The sequence below is a fragment of the Natrialba magadii ATCC 43099 genome, from assembly GCF_000025625.1.
GTDB lineage: Archaea > Halobacteriota > Halobacteria > Halobacteriales > Natrialbaceae > Natrialba > Natrialba magadii.
This window is the reverse complement of the sequence record NC_013922.1, coordinates 1286122-1303462: the sequence shown is the minus strand read 5'-3', so window position 1 is coordinate 1303462 and position 17341 is coordinate 1286122. Positions and strand designations below refer to the sequence as shown.

Below are 17341 nucleotides of genomic sequence, written 5' to 3'. Positions count from 1 at the left end.
ACCGAACGAAGCCGCGAACTGGTCCTCGGTTCTCAGCTCTCGGGAAGGTCGTGAACGGCCGTCAGCTCTCTCCGCCCACGTACCGGCCGCGTCCCTCGACGTCGAGCAGCCGCTCGAGTACCCGCTCCTCGCCGACCTCGCGATACCCCTCACGGACCGCTTCGCGGAGCGGCTCGGGGTCGTTCGCGGTCCCGACGAGACTCTGGTCGAAGACGTGTAGGTCCATCGCGTAGTCCTCGACGTGGTCGGTGTGGTAGCCCAGTCCGAAGTCGATGAGATAGGTGCGGTCTGCAGCGATCCGTACGTTTCGTGTCGTCGGATCTCCGTGAACGATGCCAGCCCGGTGGAGTCGCGCGAGATGGCGACCCACGTTCCGGACGTGCGTCTCCCCCGACTCGTCGTCGAGAACCGCGCGCAGATCGCAGTCGCCGACGAAGGCGAACTCGAGTACCGACTCCTTCGGATCGATGTCCGAGAGCACGGGTGTAGGGACGCCCTCGCGGCGGGCGAGGTTCGTCAGGCGGGCTTCGAGACGAGTCCGCTCCGTGCGGAGGCGTTCGTCGAGGTCGGGGTGGCGGTAGGCTTTGGGCCGTCGGCGTTTGGTGACGCGGCCGGTGGTGGAGTCGAGGTTGACGACGGCCTCAGCGCCCTGGACCTGTTCTGTTTCCTCGCCTGCGCTGTCTCCTCCACGGCCGACCGCGAGCTCTGGCTCGTCCGTACGCCAGGTGACGGGTACCTGATCCGGCCGGAAGTTCGGGTCGACGCGCGAGTCTTCGATCGCAAGCGTCTCGCCGGCCTCGTACATCTTCGCGCCGAGGACGGCGATCATCCCCGCGTTGTCGCGCAGGAATCGCGGCTCGGGTGCGTGAAAGTCCGCCCCGCGCTGGTCGCACATGTCTGCGAGCATCTCACGGAGGCGGGCGTTCTGTCCGACACCGCCGCCGAGGACGAGTTCGTCGCTGCCGGTCAGCGAGAGCGCGCGTTCGGCGACTTCCGTCAGCATGGCGAAGATGGTCTCCTGCAGCGAGTAACAGATGTCCTCGACAGGAATCCCATTATCGTAGCGCTGCTTCGCGGCACTCATAATACCCGAGAAGGAGAAATCCATTCCCTTCACGACGTAGGGCAAGTCGATGAGTTCGCCGTCTTTCGCGGCCGCCTCGACCTTCGGTCCGCCGGGATGGGACCAGCCGACGTGGCGGGTGAACTTGTCGATGGCGTTGCCGACGCCGGTGTCCATCGTCTCCCCGAGCACGCGATAGCGGCCGTTGCGGTACGCGAGCAGGTGCGCGTTCGCGCCGCTCGCGTTCAGACAGACCGGCGAGTCGAAGTCGGCTGTGTGGCGACCGATCTCGAGGTGGGCCACCATGTGATTCACGCCGATAAGCGGCACGTCGAGCGACTGGGCGAGCGCCCGCGCTGCCGTGCCGACCGTCCGAAGACACGGTCCGAGGCCGGGGCCACGCGAGAAGGCGACGGCGTCTACGGGCGGCTCTGTGTCGGGCCCGTCGAACGTCTCCCGGGCGTGTGCGAGTGCCGTCTCGACGACGCGCGGGATGGCGTCGTGCATGTGTTCTGCGGCCTCGCGGGGGTGAATGCCGCCGCTGTCTGGCTCGTAGGCGTCGGTTTCGATAAAAACGTCGTCGGACTCGGTGTCGAAGACGGCCGCGCTGGCGGCCCAGGCGGTGCCTTCGATGCCGAGAACGCGTGTTCGTGTGGCTGAACTTGTGGTCACGACTCAGCGGTGGGCGTCGTTACTCCCACTCGGTGTAGCCGCACTTGCCACAGTGCTTGCGGTCGCCGTGGTCGGCGAGGAAGACGTCGCCACAGCGGGGGCACTGGTCGCCTTCGGTGGTGCCGTCGTCGCCGTAGAGTTCGTAGCGCGCCATTTATGCTTCCTCCGCGTCGGCTTCTGCCTCGGCCTCGTCCTCGACGCCGATCTTGTTTCGCTCGAGCATGTGGTCCTGCTCGACGTCGCGGGCGTGGTCTGCGCTGTCGTAGACCTTGGCCTCGCCAACGGTCTTTCGCATCCCGAACTTCGTCTCGAGTTTGCGGATGACGACCTCGTCGGCGTCCTTGTTCAGTTTGGCTGCGAGACTGTCACGGACCTGGAGACGCTCTGGCGTGGCGTCCTCGTGGGTCAGTTCGAACGTGACGTCCGTCCGGTGCAACATGGGGTTCTCCGATTCGGAGATGATGTCGACGTCCATGATATCACTCAGTTACCCTACTATCCCCGTGTAGCGCCTAAAAGGATTTCGAAGCGCTCAGTGGCTGCCGGGGAGTCGCCACGAGCCGAACAGCACGTCGCCACTTCAGTGGTCCGTCGAGCGTTGTGCGTCGTGCACTGACTCAACACGGGTTCAGCCGCCGCTCCCGACTAACGAAAAGACATATTACTTGCCTGACTAAACCGCCGGATAGATGCCCTCCAGACGACGCCTCCTCGTCGGCGCTGCCGGAATTGCCGGTGCCGTCGGCACTACTGTGACGGCCGCAGCGCTGGCCGGAACGGAGCCGATACTCGCCGACAATGGGGAGGATGCCGACCGCGCTGACCGCGCCGACCACACCGACCGAATCGAGTGGCCCCTGGCGCGATACGACCCCGCCGGAACGGCTCACAACCCCGATGCATCAGGGCCGAAATCGACCCCCGAACTCGCATGGCGACAGGATACAGCGTCGACGATGCATGGGTTGACGGCACCGATACTCGTCGGTGACACCCTGTACGGCGTTGGCCGTGACTCCCTGGTCGCCTTCGACCGCGATACTGGCGAGATCCAATTCGAACGATCGGGGTCGTACTGGTCGACGCCAGCCCGTGCCGAGGCGACGGCCTACCGGAGCGACACGCTCGCAGTCTACAGCCGAACGGGTGTCTACGGCCTGAGCGCCGACGGCGGCTACGAACTGCTCGGACGCCCCATCGGCACCGAGCGCTGGCACGCACCCGGCCAGGACACCAGCAACTGGTCCAGTTCGTCAGCACGCGAGCCCTCCCCCGTCGCCGCGGACGGAACCGTGTACGCAGTTATCCCCGAAACCGACCGGGTCGCCGCACTGGACGCGAGCAGCGGCCAGCAGCAATGGGAGCACGTTATCGGCAAGGAACGATCGATCGGTACGAATCAACCAGTCGTCTCCGACGGCACCGTCTACGTCTCGAGTACCCCCGGTGATCTCGTCGCCTTCGACGCGGAGACGGGAACGACTCGCTGGCAGGCCCACCCAGCCCCCCGCGAGGAAAGCAACCTCCAGTACCGCGAGTTTCAGGCACCAACGGTGACTGATGCGGGAATTGTCGTCCCCGACCGGAAGGGCGTCGCGCTGTTCGACCGCGCCGACGGCAGTCTAGTGTGGGACTACTTCCACGACGGGAACGGCACCGACGGGAGCGCTGCAGTCGCCGACGGGACGGTGTTCGTCACGGACGGCACGGAGTCACTGCACGCGATCGGCCTCGAAACCGGCGAGCGCGAGTGGACGGCTGAGTACAGCCCCGATACACATCCCATCGTCGCCGACGGTGTCGTCTACCTCGGCTATCAGATGTCCGAACTGGTCGCGATCGACGCCGATACCGGCGACCGGCGCTGGACGTACGAGGACGCAATCTACTTCTCACAGCCGATCGCCGCCGACGGCGTACTGTACGTCTTCGGCGACGAGGGCCTGATGGCGCTCGAGGAGGGGAGCTAATCGTGTCGGACGGTGCTGCTGGTCGCGACTCAGGCTCTGGTTCGGGCCCAGGCTCAGGTTCAGGCTCAGGTTCAAACTCTGGCCCTCACTCCAATCGAGACGATCACCCAGCGTGGTACGTCACGCGCGCCCTCTCGACGGCTATCGCTCGTATCGGCAGGAACCCTCTCCTCCTCGCACCCTTCGCACTCGCCGGCTTCGTCCTCGCAATCATCGACACGATGCGACGCCACGATCCGATCCCGGTACTCGAGTACGGCGGCCTCGAGCAGGCGACGATCCATCTCGAGTTCGTCGGCTACCCAACCGCGACCGGCCAGACGACGCTCCCGCTCGAGGCGCTCGTCGGGCTCGAACTCCCGTATCTCGTCTGGGGAGGCGGCCTCTACGTTCTCTCGCTGCTCGCAGTGAGCGCTGCGGGCGTGCTCACGTTCACTGCGCTTCTGGACGGCGAGGCACACTTCGGGCCGCTTCCGTCGTACGTCGGTCTCGTCGTTGGACTCGATCTGGGGTATCGGCTGCTCAGTTCGGCCGAATTTCTCCAGAACATGGGGTTGCTGGGGATCGTTCCGCTGGCGCTCGCTCTGTTCGCGCTGGTGTGGCTTTTTCCAGCACCCGGACTCGTCGCCGCTGGTGTGTCGCCCTGGAATGCCCTCCGCTGGAGCGGGGCTGTGGTCCGCGGTGAGCGCTGGACGGTGCTCGGGCTGGTTTTGCTCCTCGGTATCGGTACGTGGCTCCTCGCCAGCGTTCCGGTCGTTGGAACGTTTCTGACCGGCGCACTCATCGCGCCACTGCACGCCGCGCTGATCGTGTCGCTGTTCGAGTATCGGCGTGCGGGTGAGCGGTTTTTGGCTCCCTCGGAGCCGTAGCCCGACCTTCCGACCTTCCACTCCTCCCCGGCTACACTACGGCTCGACCACAGCCAGCCCGCGCGGGGTTTGCGTCTCTGCCCCCTCGGGCCACTCGATGTCGACCCGGTCCCAGGAATCGCCGAAGTTCTCCGTAACGTACAGTCCCTGGTTGTTCACCCCATAGATCTCGCCGGATTCCTCAGCAGCCGCGAAGATGGCACGGACGACACCGTCACCCATCGGCAATCCGGTTCCGTCGAGGCGCTCCCATGGGTCGCCCTCGTCTTTTCTCCTGCGATACACGTACGACTCCGCCCGACTCGCCGTATGGGCCGTCGACGCACCGCTCGCACTCGAGACGAGTACGCGCTCGGGATCCGCCGGGTCGGGAACGACGCTCCAGCAGTAGCGGTGGTCGAGTCCGTCCTGTGGCTGGTCCCAGTGTTCGCCGCCGTCGTCGCTCTCGGCGTAGCCGTCGCCGGCCGCAGTGTAGACGCGTCCCTCGCGATCCGGGTGCGTTGCCAGACTGTGGTTGTCGATTCGCGACCCCTCGGGGCGCTCGCGCCACGTCTCCCCGCCGTCCTCGCTCAGGACGAACGCGCCGGCCTCGATGCCCACGTAGAGCCGATCCGGATCGAACGGATCCACCTCGAGCCAGCGAACGTGATGGGTCTCCGGACGCGGCGGGAAGTACCACTCCGACGCCGAGGGAAGGTCGGTGAGTCCGTCGCGGCGCGTCCAGGAATCGCCGCCGTCCGTGCTGCGGTAGACCCGACTCGGCTCCGTCCCCGCGTAGATCACGTCCGGATCGTGCGGACTGATCGTGAGCGACATCACGGCGTCGCTCTCGAACACGTCGTCCGTCTCGAGTCGCTCGAACGTCTCCCCGCCGTCGGTGCTCCGGAACAGCCCGCTCTCGAAGGCCCCGACGAACACCCGGTCGGGTGTAGCAGGTGTGGTGGCGACGCACTCGAGTGCCCGTCCCTCGAGTTGCGTCGCAGTCTCCCACGACGTGCCGTCGGTCGAACAGCGAAGCAGCCGGTCTCGCAGCGCTACGTAGACGCGCATGCGGTGTGCTATGCAGTCACTGTACAAACGAGTCGTGGTTTAGCCCGTTCGCATCGCGGTTGGCTGCGGTCACGCCGCGGTCGAGTTGCGGCCGCGGTTGCGATCACTCGACCGCAAACAACTCCTCGTCGAGTAACACACCACCCAGCCAGCACTCGAGTGCACCCAGTGCGAGCACCAGTGCGGCGAGCACGGCGAGGATGCCGTTCAGAAGTCCCAGGCCGGCGGGGGCGACAAATAGCTGGAGGAAACCGACAGTACTCGAGCCGATCGAGAGAATTGCGAGGCCGGCGGCGGCGAGTTTCGGCCAGCCGAGGGTCGCAACACCGAGTGGGAACCGATTCTGGAGGCCGGCAACGACAAGCAGCGCGCCACCTGCTGCGAGCCAGCCCACGATGAATTGATTGAGTGTAGCGCCTGCGCCGTCGAGAGTGAGCAGACTGGCCGCAACGAGGAGTGCCACGAGGCCGCCGCCGAGCAGTCGCCGCTGGAGTGTCTCCGTCGTCATCGAATCCCTCGCATACGTATCTACGGGAGGGTTTCGCTTCGGGTCCGGTAACCGTTCGGGTTTTCCTCGGCGACGATGGGTGCAAGCGGCGCTCCGCTGGGCAACTGGGTGGACAAGAGCAGCATCTCATACGTCTGCTCCGTGCTGTCATCTATCTGGGGGTCGAACCCCTTATATACGCGCTACCGTCGAACACTACTCCATGAACGATCGAGCGGGTATGGACGATCACGAGAATCACGAACCACTCGAGCTGTCTGCTGCTGACGATGGGACGATAGCCGCTATTGGCGATTCACCGCTGGTTGAACTCCCCACCATCTCGCCGGACGACGGGGCAACGATTTACGCCAAGTGGGAGGGTGGAAACCCGACCGGAAGCATCAAAGACCGCATGGCACTCGCTATGATTCGAGCGGCACGTGAGCGTGGTGAACTCGAACCTGGTGAGCCAGTGATCGAGTTCACGGGCGGCAGCACGGGTTCGAGTCTCGCGTTCGTCTGTTCGGTACTCGGTCACCCGTTCCGGGTCGTCACCGCCGACTGCGTCGCCGACGAGAAGATTGCATCGATGCGGGCTCTCGGTGCCGATGTCGAGGTCGTCGAAACACCGGACGGTGTCGCGTACGACGGCCTCTTCGATGATCTTCGGCGCGAAACCGAACGCATTGCCGACGAAACGGGCGCATACTTCACCAATCAGTTCGAAAATCCAGACCAACTCGACGGCTACCGCGCACTCGGTGCGGAGATTCTCACCCAGCAGCCCGATATCGACGAGTTCGTGATGATCGTCGGGACCGGTGGCTGTGCGATGGGCACTGCAAAAGCGTTGCGCGAGAGCAATCGCGATATCGATATTGGGGTGGTTGAGCCCGCCGAGTCGCCCGTCCTCACCGACGGAACCACGGGCGAGCACAGCGTGCAGGGGACTGCAATCGTCGCATCTCCTCCACTGGTCGATGACGAACTCTACGACCGTGTGTACACGATTCCAACCGACGACGGTATCGAAACAGTACAGCAGATTGCCAGCGAGGAGGGGTTACTCGTCGGAACCAGTACGGGAATGAACGTCGCTGCTGCTCGCCGCACCGCCGAGGCGCGTGACCCGGACGATGTGATCGTCACCATCGCCTGTGATACCGGGCTCAAATATCTCTCCGACGGACTGTACGAGGGACTCGAAGGGTCGACGTTCTGTCTCTGCTAGCGTTTCCGTGGCGACTGGGTCTGAGGTCGGTTCACAGTATGGTCTCTGCAGTACGGTCTGGATTTAGTTCACAGTATGGTCTGTGACGCTGGATTGAGCGTCAGTGCCTCCACGCCGACAGTGCAGTGATAGTCGCAGTACCACTGATACAGACCGTGCTATGTTCTGTCTGGCAGTGCCGACGCACAGTGACAGTGGCAGTAACAGTGGCAGTAACAGTGTCAGTGACAGTGCGTCGGTGAACCGGTTCGCACGGCGTACTCGAGTACGGACTCCTGATTCCGGATCGTCATCGAGTACGGACTCCCGCTTCCGGATCGTCGCCACGAAAAATGAGCCGTGTTTGGGTGGTGGTTACCGGCAGGGGCCACACCAGTCACAGAGGACGGGGTCACAGTTGTCGCAGGTGCAGAGGTCGTCCTCGCTCAGGTCGTCAACAGTTGCGTCGCCGAACACGAGGTACGTTTCGCCGTCGATTTCGACCCGGCGGACCTCCGGCTCGTCGTTTCGTGCGGCGGCACTTCCCGCACCGATTGTTGCGACTCCCAGTCCTGCTGCGCTGGCTCGTTTGAGGATGGTTCGTCGGTTCATTGACACCACCTTTGGCTATTACTGATAGCTACATAATGGTTACCCAACAACAAGATACCGTTCCGAACGGATCGCTGGCACACCCGCTCGTCGTGACGCAGGTGCAAGGATCAGCTCGCAATCAAGAACAGAAGGCCGGAATCTTACTCAGGACGCGAGTTTCTGCCTCAGTCGTCGTCCATCGGTGCCGAGACCGGCTCGACGCGCTCGCCGCGTGGCCCGTCGATGTCGACCTTCGGAAGTAGATCACGCAGGTAGCGGCCGGTGTGGGAGTCGTCGAGTCGGGCGACTTCCTCTGGCGTCCCCGTCGCCACGATTTCGCCGCCGTTCTCGCCACCTTCGGGTCCGAGGTCGATGACGTGGTCGGCGTTTTTCACCAGGTCGAGTTCGTGCTCGATGACGACGACGGTGTTGTCGTTGTCGGTGAGCCGGTGGAGGACGTTGATCAGCTTGCGCTCGTCCTCGCTGTGCAGCCCCGTCGTCGGCTCGTCGAGCAGGTAGAGGGTGTTCCCGCTGTCTTTCTTGCCGAGTTCCTCGGCGAGCTTGATCCGCTGGGCCTCCCCACCCGAGAGGGTCGTCGAGGGCTGGCCGAGAGTCATGTAGTCCAGGCCGACGTCCTTCAGCAGTTTGAGGCGACGGCGGAGCTGGGAGTTCGACTCGAAGAACTCGTAGGCCTCGTCGACCTCCATGTCGAGCACGTCGGAAATCGTCTTGCCCTTGTAGGTGACGTCAAGCGTGGCGTCGTTGTACCGCGCGCCGTCACACTCCTCACAGGGGACGTACACGTCCGAGAGGAAGTTCATCTCGATCTTCACTGTACCCTGGCCGCCACACTCCTCACAGCGTCCTTCCTTGACGTTGAACGAGAAGCGGCCCTTCTCGTAGCCGCGCTGTTTCGACAGCTTGGTCTGGGCGAACAGGTCGCGGATGTGGTCGAAGACGCCGGTGTAGGTCGCGGGATTGGACCGCGGCGTGCGACCGATCGGCGACTGGTCGATCAGGCGCACCGTCTCGACGTCCTCGAGTCCCTCGAGGCTGTCGTGATCGCCCGGGATGACGCTCGTGTTGTCGTTCATCTGGCGGGCGATTCCCTTGTACAGCACGTCGTGCATCAGGGTTGACTTGCCGGATCCCGAGACGCCCGTGATCGCGGTAAAGCAGCCAAGTGGGAGATCCACATCCAGGTCCTTCAGGTTGTGCTGACGCGCGCCAAGAATCGTCAATGCGCCATCCGGGTCGCGTCGCTCTTCGGGCACCGGAATCTGCCGGCGTCCGGAGAGGTAGTCGCCCGTCACCGAGTCCTCGCAGGCTTTGACGTCATCGACGGGGCCGTTGACGACGACCTCGCCGCCGCGCTTACCCGGTCCGGGACCCATGTCGACAACAGTGTCCGCACGGCGCATCGTCTCCTCGTCGTGCTCGACGATCAGCAGCGTGTTGCCCAGATCCCGAAGTTCCTCTAAGGTGTCGAGCAGTCGATCGTTGTCCCGCTGGTGAAGCCCGATCGAGGGCTCGTCGAGGACGTACAGGACGCCGACGAGTCCGGACCCGATCTGGGTCGCCAGGCGAATGCGCTGGCTCTCCCCACCGGAGAGCGTCGAGGCCTCACGGTCGAGCGTGAGGTACTCGAGTCCAACCTCGACCATGAAGCCGAGACGGGCACGAATCTCTTTCAGGATCTCCTCGGCGATAACCTTCTCGCGCTCGGTGAGGTCGGCTTCCATCGACTCGAAGTGGTCGAGTGCGTCGCCGATGGACAGCGCGTTGATCTCCGTGATGGCGGTGTCGTCGACGAGCACGGCGCGGGAGGCGGGCTTGAGACGGGTGCCGTCACAGGCCGGGCACTCGGTGACGGACATGTAGTCCTCGATGTGTTCGCGGGTGGAGTCGGAGTCGGTTTCGAGGTAGCGCCGCTCCAGATTCGGGATGACGCCCTCGAAGCGCTTTTGCTTGCGCCGGATGCCGTTTTTCGTGCTGCGCTTGAAGACGACCTCGCGGTCGGTGCCGTAGAGGAACTGCTGTTGGACATCCGTATCCAGGTCCTCGAACGACGTTGAGAGTGAGACATCGAAGTGCTCAGCGACGGCGTCGAGGCGCGTCTGGTAGTACGAGCGGTTGTAGCTCCAGGCCTCGAAGACGTGCTTGATGGGTTTCGAGGGGTCCTGAATGACGAAGTCCTCGTCGACTTCCTTCGTCTCGCCGAGCCCCTCACACTCGGGACAGGCACCGTGTGGCGAGTTGAAGGAGAACGAGCGGGTCTCAATCTCCGGAACGTCGATGCCACAGTGGGTGCAGGCGAGGTCCTTCGAGAACTCGACGACGGAGCGGTCGTCGCTCTGGGATTCATCGCCCAGTGCGCCGGTTCGGCGGGCTTCCTCGCCGAGTTCGGCTGCGACCTCCTCGGGTGCATCGGGGAGAATGACCTTCAGGACGCCCTCGGCCTCGTCGAGCGCCGTTTCGACGCTGTCGACGATTCGAGGCCGGGCCTCGGTCGAGACCTTCACGCGGTCGACGATCACGTCGATCGTGTGATCGAAGTTCTCGTCCAGTTCGGGGCGGTCGAGCGTGAGGTCGTGTTCCTCGCCGTCGACCTCGACGCGAGCGTACCCTTCAGATACTAACTCTTCGAAGAGGTCCTCGAACGCACCTTTCTGGTCGCGGACGACGGGCGCGGCGAGTTTGGCCTTCGTGCCCTCGGGGAGTTCGAGAATTCGCTCGACCATGTTCTGGGCCGACTGCTCGCCGACTTCACGGCCACACTCGGGACAATGAGGCGTCCCAACGCGGGCGTACAGCAAGCGGAGGTAGTCGTGGAGCTCCGTCACCGTCCCGACCGTCGAACGCGGGTTGTTCGCCGCGTTCTTCTGGTCGATCGAAATCGCCGGCGAGAGGCCTTCGACGGTCTCGACCTGGGGCTTGTCCATCTGGCCCAGGAAGTTCCGTGCGTAGGCCGAGAGGCTCTCGATGTATCGGCGCTGGCCTTCGGCGTAGACCGTCTCGAACGCCAGCGACGACTTCCCAGAGCCCGAAAGACCGGTGACCACGGTGAGTTCCTCGCGTGGAATCGTCACGTCGATATCTTTCAGGTTGTGTTCTTCCGCACCGCGTACCTCGATCGTCTCCTTACTCATCGGTCGCTCCTCGTCGGCTGACGTGAGAATAGCGGTCGCAGCAACGGTGCTCGATTCATTGTAGTTGTGTCAGTGGCCGGAGCAACTTAACGAGTCTGAAACCTGAATGTCGTGGTGGCTGTTAGCACTGGGCATGAGAAACTGCGGTGACCAAAGTATCTTCGGTCGGTACCCCGAATGACCACTCATGAGCGACGACAGCGACGGTCGGAACACACTCTCGGTTGACGACTTCGTCGAGTACTGTCGAACCCAGGCGGGACTGCTCACGGGCCACGTCGAAACCATGCGCGAGGAGGCCGATGACCTGCTCGACGACATCGATGAGGACATGGCCGAAATCCGATCCCGACTCGAGTCCCAGTCCTCTGGCGTCAACGGCACGGCGACCCCGTCGGCGGGAACCACAGGTGCAACCGGTGTCGGCTCTGAGACGGACGAGACGGACCTCGACGAAATCGAGGCACTCGAGAACGATGTCGAGGAAAAGCAGTTTCTGGTCGAGGCGAAACAGACGCGAATGGAGGCGTTTCAGCAGCTCGCGGCCGATTACACCGATCTGGCTGCGGAGTTGCAATCCGAGGCCGCGGACGGACAGGCTGCACTCGAGCGAGTGATTCGCTTCGAAGCGGAGACCGATGCGCCGGTGTACTTCGAGGAGCGTGAGACGATGTACGAGGCGGCTGCGGCGGCTGGGTCGGCCGACGATCCGGCGGAGTCGGCGGACGAGAGCGATGCGAACGACGGTGATCAGAGCGGAGACGGCACCAAGACAAACAGGTAGTTTAGCTGAATTGAGGCGCTAAGCCCCCTTCCTCAAGGAGCAACGCAACGAGCGGAGTGAGTGAGTAGCGCAGTAGGGAGGGGATACAGCGTTCACAAGAGCAAGCTCTTGTGCAGCCCATCAGAAACGCGAGCGTTTCTGAGGACGATGCGGCACTCAAACAGGTCACGCTCAAGAAGGAGCCGACGGGCGAGTGGTTCGCTACGTTCGGCGTCGAAATGGACCATGAACTGCCCGAACCGCCTGAGAACCCCGAGCAGTGCGTCGGAATCGACGTGGGGATTCTCAAGTACGCCCACGATACCGATGGGGCAGCGATCGGGTCGTTGGACCTCTCCGACGAACGGGAGCGGCTGGAACGTGAGCAACGGAAGCTCTCGCGGAAGCAACACGGGTCGAACAACTACGAGAAGCAACGGCGTCGTGTCGCAGAGTGTCACGCCGACCTCCGACGTAAGCGCCGCGACTTCTTGCACAAACTCTCGAACTACTACGCTCGGGAGTACGACTTCGTGGCGGTCGAAGATCTGAACGTGAAGGGGATGATGGACTCGCCGTCGAACAGCCGCAACAGGGCGTCGGCGGCGTGGCGAACGTTTCTCTCGTTGCTCGAATACAAGTGTAAGCGTGAAGGGACGCATTTCGTGATGGTCAACCCGAGAGGAACGACGAAAGAGTGCGCGGCGTGCGGCGTCTCGACAGATAAGCCGTTGTGGGTTCGTGAACACTCTTGTCCTGCCTGTGGGTTTGAGGCGGACAGGGACGCGAATGCAGCGTGGAACATCCTTTCTCGCGGCCTCGAAGATATAGGAGTGGGACACTCCGAATCAACGTCCTCAGAATCGCCGTGCGATTCTGATGGGCTGCGAAAATCGCGCAGTGATTTTCGAACGCCTGTGGAGACTGCGCTCCCTACGGACACCGATTCCGTGTCTGCAAAGCGCGTCGTGGAAGCAGGAAGCCCTACCCTCAACGAGCGAACGGCCTCAGCCGTGAGCGAGTAGGGTAGGGTAGTTCACAGATCGCCCTGCAGCACGATCTCGTCGCCGACTGACGCGATCATATCCTCCGTGACGAGGTAGTCCTCCTCGTCCTCGCCTTCCCAGCCCACTGCGGCCATCACGTGTTCGGCGACGGACGGGTTGGGATCGACGTAAGCGCGGCCGCCGTCGACCTTCGCGACGATTCCGAGTTCCTTCTGCTCTGCGTCGACGACCGTCTTTCCAACCTCGTCGTCGGTTAGCGTTGCTGCCATATCATCCGATATGGGGAACTGACGCCTAAAGGTCGGGCCGTCTCCTGCTGGTTGCAGTCGTTTCTTCTAACGGCGTTGACCACAACTGCGATACACCGCCCCATCGAATGTGTGGGTATGTCCGAACTCGAGTACCCCTTCTTTCTGGTCAACACCAAGACCAACCCCGAGGTCGTCGGCGACGACCTTCGTGAGTTCGCGGCGACGGTCGAACGCGTCGCAGACGACACCGAGCGCCGGTTCGCGCTCGCGCCACAGGTTCCTGATATACGCCTCGTCGCGTCGGAGACCACGCTTCCGATCGTTGCCCAGACCGCTGTCCGTCACGAAGATGCGAGTATCGGCGACGCGACCTGCGAGGCGGTCGCCGCTGCCGGCGCTGACGCTGTCTTCGTCAATCACCCTGAGAACGAGGACACCTTTGGGACCGTTGGCCGACTCATCGAGCGCTGCGACGCGCTCGGACTGGAATCGATCGTCTGCGTCCCGGACCACCAGACTGCCGCGGCGGCGCTCGCGTTCGACCCCGCGCCGGACTGCCTGCTGTTCGAACAGCCCGCGGACATCGCCTCCGAGGGTGGCATGGTGCGATCGGATCCGGAGGGACTCGAGTCGTTCGTCGAGTTCGTCGCCGCCGAATCGTCGAAAACCAGGGTCTTCGTCGGCGGCGGCATTCGAACCGCTGAGGACGTGGAGCAGGCGTTCGACTGCGGCGTCGACGCGACCGGCGCGGCCTCGGCCGCGCTGGAAGCCGCTGCTGGCGACGATTTTGAGGCGTGGCTTCGAGCAGTTGCAGCGGTGATGCCGCCGGCCGGCGACTCGAATACGTGAGAAGGCGAGGTAAGGGGAGGGGGAGTGGGTGGAGGTGAGTACGGAAGCCAGCAAACGCTGCGCTACTCGTCTTCCGACGCCGACTGCCGACTCGCGTGGTCGCTCGTCCGGCCCTCCTGATGCTCCGCCTGCAGGTGTTCGATCGCGTGTAACTCGAGTACCGGGACGATCTTGGCGACGAGCAGGAAGAACAGCGACACCATGCCGATCGTGCCGATGACGGACGCAATCTCGATCAGACTTGGGATGTAGTAGCCGGGCGTCGCCGCGTAGATTTCGAAGGAGGGGTGGAACATGCCCTCGACGACGAACAGAACCTTCTCGAGGAGCGTCGCGGTGAGGACAGCAACAGCGCAGACGATTGCGCGGCCCCTGGAGAACAGCGAGGGCCGAAGTGTTTGGGCGAAGATGAACGCGAGCACGAGTCCGACGAGCAACATGGCGACGATGTAGATCGGGTCGGACAGGGTCGCAGACCAGACGACGCTGAGGTCGATCGGTGGAGCGAAGCTTCCGGCGGTGACCTGCTGTAGCTGGAGCCAGAGGAACAGCAGGCTGAAGAAGCCGAGCCAGAGCAACAGGCCGCGGAAGACGTCGTCCGTGATGATATGGTCCCAGTCGTAGGCTCGCCGGAACGCCGCCGAGAGGATGATGACGCCGCTAATCGCAGAGGTAAGCGCGATCGTGAGGAACTGCGGGCCCTGAACGGCACCGAACCAGCGTGGCATCGACGGAATCACGGCGAACAGCCACGGAATGACGCCGCCGTGGAGCAAGAGTGGTGCCATGATGATGATCGCAAGCGCGATCCACCAGACCATCCGTTGGATGACCGCATCCTCACGCTCGGAGTAGCCGATCGTGAGCAGCGAGTAAATCGGTCCGTACCGATCTGGAAGGTCGTCCCTGAGCCGACTGATGTCGTACCGAAGCGTCAGCGCGAGGTACGTCGCCGTCAGCACGAAGTAGGCCGTGATGACCGTCACGTCCCACACGAGCGGCGAGTTGTTCACCGTGATGTGGTAGTGTCCGATGACGCTCGTCACCATCCGATCCGGCCGACCGAGGTGGACGACGATGTAGAAACCGGCCGCAGAGAGCGCCCCGAGCGTGAGCAATTCGGCCAGTCTCGCAACCGGCATGTATCGCTCCATGCCAAGGAGTCGCACCGCAGCAGAGAGGATAATTCCTCCATGAGCGATGCCGACCCACCAGATGAACGCGCCGATGTAGATACCCCAGGTGACCCCGCCACCGGTACCCCAGTCTCCCAGTCCGGTGACGATCATCCCTTCGGCTAACTGGTAGGCCCACCCGAGCAAGAAGAGACCGAACGCGATCGCCGCAACGGCAACCAGGACGTAGTATGCCGTCGATGTCTCTCGAATTGGCCGCAGGAGATCGGCCTTTGACGGGGATTTCGTGCTCATTGCGAATAGTCCACACAGCCCTACCCCGGCAATCCCTTTCGTTTCGAACGTTGGTCTTGCAAGGTCACTACCGTCGGTCTTCACACTCCCTGACTCGTACGTGTCGATTGCCAGTCGTCCGAACCGATTGACAGCGGAGTCTGTGGACGGGTCTGGGCAGACGTATGTGTACGGTACACAAACTCAAGTATGTTCAGAACGTAGCGTTTCGTATGCACCTGCTCGTCGCACTCGACGAGTCAGAACCCGGGTGGGCTGCACTCGAGTACGCCCTTTCCGAGCACCCGGACGACGACCTCACGGCGGTACACGTAGTGGACCTCTCCGAGAGTGGGTACGGCGAAGTCGGCCACCTGGGAACGGGAACGATGCTCGAGCAGCGACGAGAGCAGGCAATGGAGTTATTTGAGCGGGCTGAAGAGCAGCTTGGAACCCAATCGTTCGACACCGAACTGATCGAAGGGCGACCGGCGCGGGCGATCGTAAACTATGCGCGCGAGCAGCCGGTCGATCGGATCATCATCGGGAGTCACGGGCGGACAGGTGTCTCGCGGGCGTTGTTAGGGAGCGTTGCAGAACGAGTCGCTCGGCGAGCACCGGTTCCGGTAACGATCGTTCGGTAGTGTCTGTCCACTTGTACTCACAGACCGCAGCAGCCAAGGCTGGCCGATCAGGGCCAGACGAGGACGTTACTGTTCCTGTGTGGGTGCAAGCTTGTCGGCGTCGACCGACTGCTCGAGCAGCACCTCTGCCTGGTCGGCAACCTCGCGCTGTTCGCGCATGAGCTGTTTGAGCGTGCTCTGTGGCGAGAGGTCGCCGATGAGAACGCCGCCGACGATCTTGCCGTCCTTGAAGGCGATGCGTCGCCACTCGGTGTCGCTGTAGCGTCGTTCGGCGTGCTCGTCGCCGATGGTCGGGTGACCGAAGGAGAGGAACGGGAAGTCGAAGTGCGTAATCGAGTACGAGGAGACCCACTCGAAGACCTCGTCCTCGTCGTCTGCGGCCATGTTGATCGCGGCGACGCGGCCCTGTTCCTTGGCCGAGCCCCAGGATCCGTTCTGGGCCCGGTCACCGAGCAGGACGTCGTAGAAGCGCGTGATGTCACCGGCCGCGTAGATGTCGTCGACACTCGTCTGCATGTATTCGTCGACGACGATGCCGTTGTCCATCTCGAGGTCGACACCACGGAGGAACTCGGTGTTGAACGTCAGGCCGATGGCGACGCCGGCGAAGTCACACTCGAAGCGCTCGCCGTTGGGGTCGACGGCGGCGGTGACGGTCCCGTCGTCGTCGGTCTCGAAGTGGTCGACACCGCTGTCGAAGACCGGCTCGACGCCCTTCTCGCGCATGCCCTCGTGCATGATCTCCGCGCCGTCTTCCGAGAGCGCGTAGCGCCACCAGCGGTCACCGCGCATCAGGTACTTTCCGTCGACGCCCTGCGAGCCACAGACTGCGGCGAAGTCAATGCCGAGGAGACCGGCACCGACGATGACGCCGTTTTCTGCGGCTTCTGCGCTCTCGCGGATGTTCCGTGCGTCCTGGAACGTCCAGAAGTGGTGGATGCCGTCGGCGTCACTGTGGTCGACTGGCAGCTGCGTTGGCGTGCCGCCCGTCGCGACGAGAAGCTTGTCGTAGGTGATGTCCTCTCCCTCGTGGGTGTGGACGACCTTCTCGTCGGCGTCGATCGACGAGACGTGCGTGTTGAGCGAGAGGTCGATGTCGCGCTCTTCGTACCACTCCTCGTCGTGGATCGAAATCGGCGCTTCGGGAAGTTTGCCCTTCGCGTGCTCTTTGATGAGAATACGATTATACAGTGGCTCCCCCTCATCGGTGATGACGGTGATCGTCGACTCCGGGTCTTCCTCCCGGAGGGTCTCGGCGGCCGAACTGCCCGAGATCCCGTCTCCGATGATGACGTACTCTGTCATATCCCGACCGTTCGTAATGCGGGTTAAAGTGGATTGCTATCTCGCT

16 protein-coding genes and 1 pseudogene are annotated in these 17341 nt (G+C 63.2%); 7 read left to right on the top strand and 10 right to left on the bottom strand.

What is annotated here, in order from left to right; genetic code table 11:
* Window positions 1–61: 61 nt before the first annotated feature.
* The 3 genes from NMAG_RS06100 to NMAG_RS06090 are packed head-to-tail and all read right to left on the bottom strand — an operon-like array spanning window position 62 to window position 2210.
* Window positions 62–1735 carry a bifunctional N(6)-L-threonylcarbamoyladenine synthase/serine/threonine protein kinase gene (locus tag NMAG_RS06100; protein WP_004217188.1) on the bottom strand — a complete coding sequence of 558 codons (1674 nt, stop codon included), beginning with the start codon at window positions 1733–1735 and terminating at the stop codon, window positions 62–64.
* A gap of 19 nt (window positions 1736–1754) precedes the next feature.
* Window positions 1755–1889 (bottom strand): 30S ribosomal protein S27ae, encoded by a 135-nt coding sequence (locus tag NMAG_RS06095; protein WP_004217187.1) that lies wholly within the window; start codon window positions 1887–1889, stop codon window positions 1755–1757.
* Complete coding sequence (locus tag NMAG_RS06090; protein ID WP_004217186.1) at window positions 1890–2210, bottom strand: 30S ribosomal protein S24e; 321 nt, start codon at window positions 2208–2210, stop codon at window positions 1890–1892.
* 214 nt (window positions 2211–2424) lie between these two features.
* On the opposite strand from NMAG_RS06090, the gene NMAG_RS06085 reads away from it, so the two are divergent.
* Entirely contained in the window at window positions 2425–3705 is a 1281-nt protein-coding gene (locus tag NMAG_RS06085; protein WP_004217185.1) for a PQQ-binding-like beta-propeller repeat protein, read from the top strand.
* Window positions 3706–3926: 221 nt separating this feature from the next.
* Complete coding sequence (locus NMAG_RS06080) at window positions 3927–4574, top strand: hypothetical protein (RefSeq protein ID WP_004217184.1); 648 nt, start codon at window positions 3927–3929, stop codon at window positions 4572–4574.
* Window positions 4575–4610: 36 nt separating this feature from the next.
* Here the strand turns inward: NMAG_RS06080 and NMAG_RS06075 are convergent, their stop codons facing one another.
* Both NMAG_RS06075 and NMAG_RS06070 read right to left on the bottom strand, forming a co-directional pair.
* On the bottom strand, window positions 4611–5624 hold the full coding sequence (locus tag NMAG_RS06075; RefSeq protein ID WP_004217183.1) for a WD40/YVTN/BNR-like repeat-containing protein: 1014 nt from the start codon (window positions 5622–5624) through the stop codon (window positions 4611–4613).
* A 103-nt stretch (window positions 5625–5727) separates the two neighbouring features.
* Window positions 5728–6132, bottom strand: a complete 405-nt coding sequence (locus tag NMAG_RS06070; RefSeq protein WP_004217182.1) for a hypothetical protein — start codon at window positions 6130–6132, stop codon at window positions 5728–5730.
* 202 nt (window positions 6133–6334) lie between these two features.
* Between NMAG_RS06070 and NMAG_RS06065 the strand changes: the two genes are divergently transcribed.
* Window positions 6335–7345 carry a PLP-dependent cysteine synthase family protein gene (locus NMAG_RS06065; protein ID WP_012996492.1) on the top strand — a complete coding sequence of 337 codons (1011 nt, stop codon included), beginning with the start codon at window positions 6335–6337 and terminating at the stop codon, window positions 7343–7345.
* Between the two features lie 354 nt (window positions 7346–7699).
* Here NMAG_RS06065 and NMAG_RS06060 read toward each other — a convergent pair whose 3' ends face one another.
* Entirely contained in the window at window positions 7700–7936 is a 237-nt protein-coding gene (locus NMAG_RS06060; protein ID WP_004217180.1) for a hypothetical protein, read from the bottom strand.
* A 167-nt stretch (window positions 7937–8103) separates the two neighbouring features.
* Window positions 8104–11067, bottom strand: coding sequence for an excinuclease ABC subunit UvrA (uvrA, locus tag NMAG_RS06055; protein WP_004217178.1), 2964 nt, complete (start codon window positions 11065–11067; stop codon window positions 8104–8106).
* 187 nt (window positions 11068–11254) lie between these two features.
* Here uvrA and NMAG_RS06050 point away from each other — a divergent pair, with 187 nt between their 5' ends.
* Both NMAG_RS06050 and NMAG_RS06045 read left to right on the top strand, forming a co-directional pair.
* Entirely contained in the window at window positions 11255–11851 is a 597-nt protein-coding gene (locus tag NMAG_RS06050; RefSeq protein ID WP_004217177.1) for a hypothetical protein, read from the top strand.
* A gap of 140 nt (window positions 11852–11991) precedes the next feature.
* Window positions 11992–12855 (top strand): annotated as a pseudogene (locus NMAG_RS06045) (RNA-guided endonuclease InsQ/TnpB family protein); the annotation flags it as partial.
* 11 nt (window positions 12856–12866) lie between these two features.
* On the opposite strand, the gene NMAG_RS06040 reads toward NMAG_RS06045, so the two are convergent.
* Window positions 12867–13106 (bottom strand): hypothetical protein, encoded by a 240-nt coding sequence (locus NMAG_RS06040; protein WP_004217175.1) that lies wholly within the window; start codon window positions 13104–13106, stop codon window positions 12867–12869.
* A gap of 117 nt (window positions 13107–13223) precedes the next feature.
* On the opposite strand from NMAG_RS06040, the gene NMAG_RS06035 reads away from it, so the two are divergent.
* On the top strand, window positions 13224–13937 hold the full coding sequence (locus NMAG_RS06035; RefSeq protein WP_004217171.1) for a triose-phosphate isomerase: 714 nt from the start codon (window positions 13224–13226) through the stop codon (window positions 13935–13937).
* A gap of 62 nt (window positions 13938–13999) precedes the next feature.
* Here the strand turns inward: NMAG_RS06035 and nrfD are convergent, their stop codons facing one another.
* Window positions 14000–15367 carry an NrfD/PsrC family molybdoenzyme membrane anchor subunit gene (gene nrfD, locus NMAG_RS06030; protein ID WP_004217168.1) on the bottom strand — a complete coding sequence of 456 codons (1368 nt, stop codon included), beginning with the start codon at window positions 15365–15367 and terminating at the stop codon, window positions 14000–14002.
* A gap of 212 nt (window positions 15368–15579) precedes the next feature.
* On the opposite strand from nrfD, the gene NMAG_RS06025 reads away from it, so the two are divergent.
* The gene (locus NMAG_RS06025; RefSeq protein ID WP_004217167.1) at window positions 15580–15990 is read left to right on the top strand and encodes a universal stress protein; all 411 of its coding nucleotides are present in this window, start codon (window positions 15580–15582) and stop codon (window positions 15988–15990) included.
* 66 nt (window positions 15991–16056) lie between these two features.
* On the opposite strand, the gene NMAG_RS06020 is transcribed toward NMAG_RS06025, so the two are convergent.
* Window positions 16057–17295: an NAD(P)/FAD-dependent oxidoreductase gene (locus tag NMAG_RS06020; RefSeq protein ID WP_004217166.1), complete on the bottom strand. Its 1239-nt coding sequence runs from the start codon at window positions 17293–17295 to the stop codon at window positions 16057–16059.
* Window positions 17296–17341: the final 46 nt, after the last annotated feature.

Excerpts from the sequence above, each read along its gene's own strand:
- NMAG_RS06035 (WP_004217171.1), top strand. The coding sequence starts at position 13,224 with ATGTCCGAACTCGAGTACCCCTTCTTTCTGGTCAACACCAAGACCAAC.
- NMAG_RS06040 (WP_004217175.1), bottom strand. The coding sequence starts at position 13,106 with ATGGCAGCAACGCTAACCGACGACGAGGTTGGAAAGACGGTCGTCGAC.
- NMAG_RS06060 (WP_004217180.1), bottom strand. The coding sequence starts at position 7,936 with ATGAACCGACGAACCATCCTCAAACGAGCCAGCGCAGCAGGACTGGGA.
- NMAG_RS06025 (WP_004217167.1), top strand. The coding sequence starts at position 15,580 with ATGCACCTGCTCGTCGCACTCGACGAGTCAGAACCCGGGTGGGCTGCA.
- NMAG_RS06075 (WP_004217183.1), bottom strand. The coding sequence starts at position 5,624 with ATGCGCGTCTACGTAGCGCTGCGAGACCGGCTGCTTCGCTGTTCGACC.
- NMAG_RS06065 (WP_012996492.1), top strand. The coding sequence starts at position 6,335 with ATGAACGATCGAGCGGGTATGGACGATCACGAGAATCACGAACCACTC.
- NMAG_RS06020 (WP_004217166.1), bottom strand. The coding sequence starts at position 17,295 with ATGACAGAGTACGTCATCATCGGAGACGGGATCTCGGGCAGTTCGGCC.
- NMAG_RS06085 (WP_004217185.1), top strand. The coding sequence starts at position 2,425 with ATGCCCTCCAGACGACGCCTCCTCGTCGGCGCTGCCGGAATTGCCGGT.
- nrfD (WP_004217168.1), bottom strand. The coding sequence starts at position 15,367 with ATGAGCACGAAATCCCCGTCAAAGGCCGATCTCCTGCGGCCAATTCGA.
- NMAG_RS06095 (WP_004217187.1), bottom strand. The coding sequence starts at position 1,889 with ATGGCGCGCTACGAACTCTACGGCGACGACGGCACCACCGAAGGCGAC.
- NMAG_RS06050 (WP_004217177.1), top strand. The coding sequence starts at position 11,255 with ATGAGCGACGACAGCGACGGTCGGAACACACTCTCGGTTGACGACTTC.
- NMAG_RS06090 (WP_004217186.1), bottom strand. The coding sequence starts at position 2,210 with ATGGACGTCGACATCATCTCCGAATCGGAGAACCCCATGTTGCACCGG.
- uvrA (WP_004217178.1), bottom strand. The coding sequence starts at position 11,067 with ATGAGTAAGGAGACGATCGAGGTACGCGGTGCGGAAGAACACAACCTG.
- NMAG_RS06080 (WP_004217184.1), top strand. The coding sequence starts at position 3,927 with ATGCGACGCCACGATCCGATCCCGGTACTCGAGTACGGCGGCCTCGAG.
- NMAG_RS06070 (WP_004217182.1), bottom strand. The coding sequence starts at position 6,132 with ATGACGACGGAGACACTCCAGCGGCGACTGCTCGGCGGCGGCCTCGTG.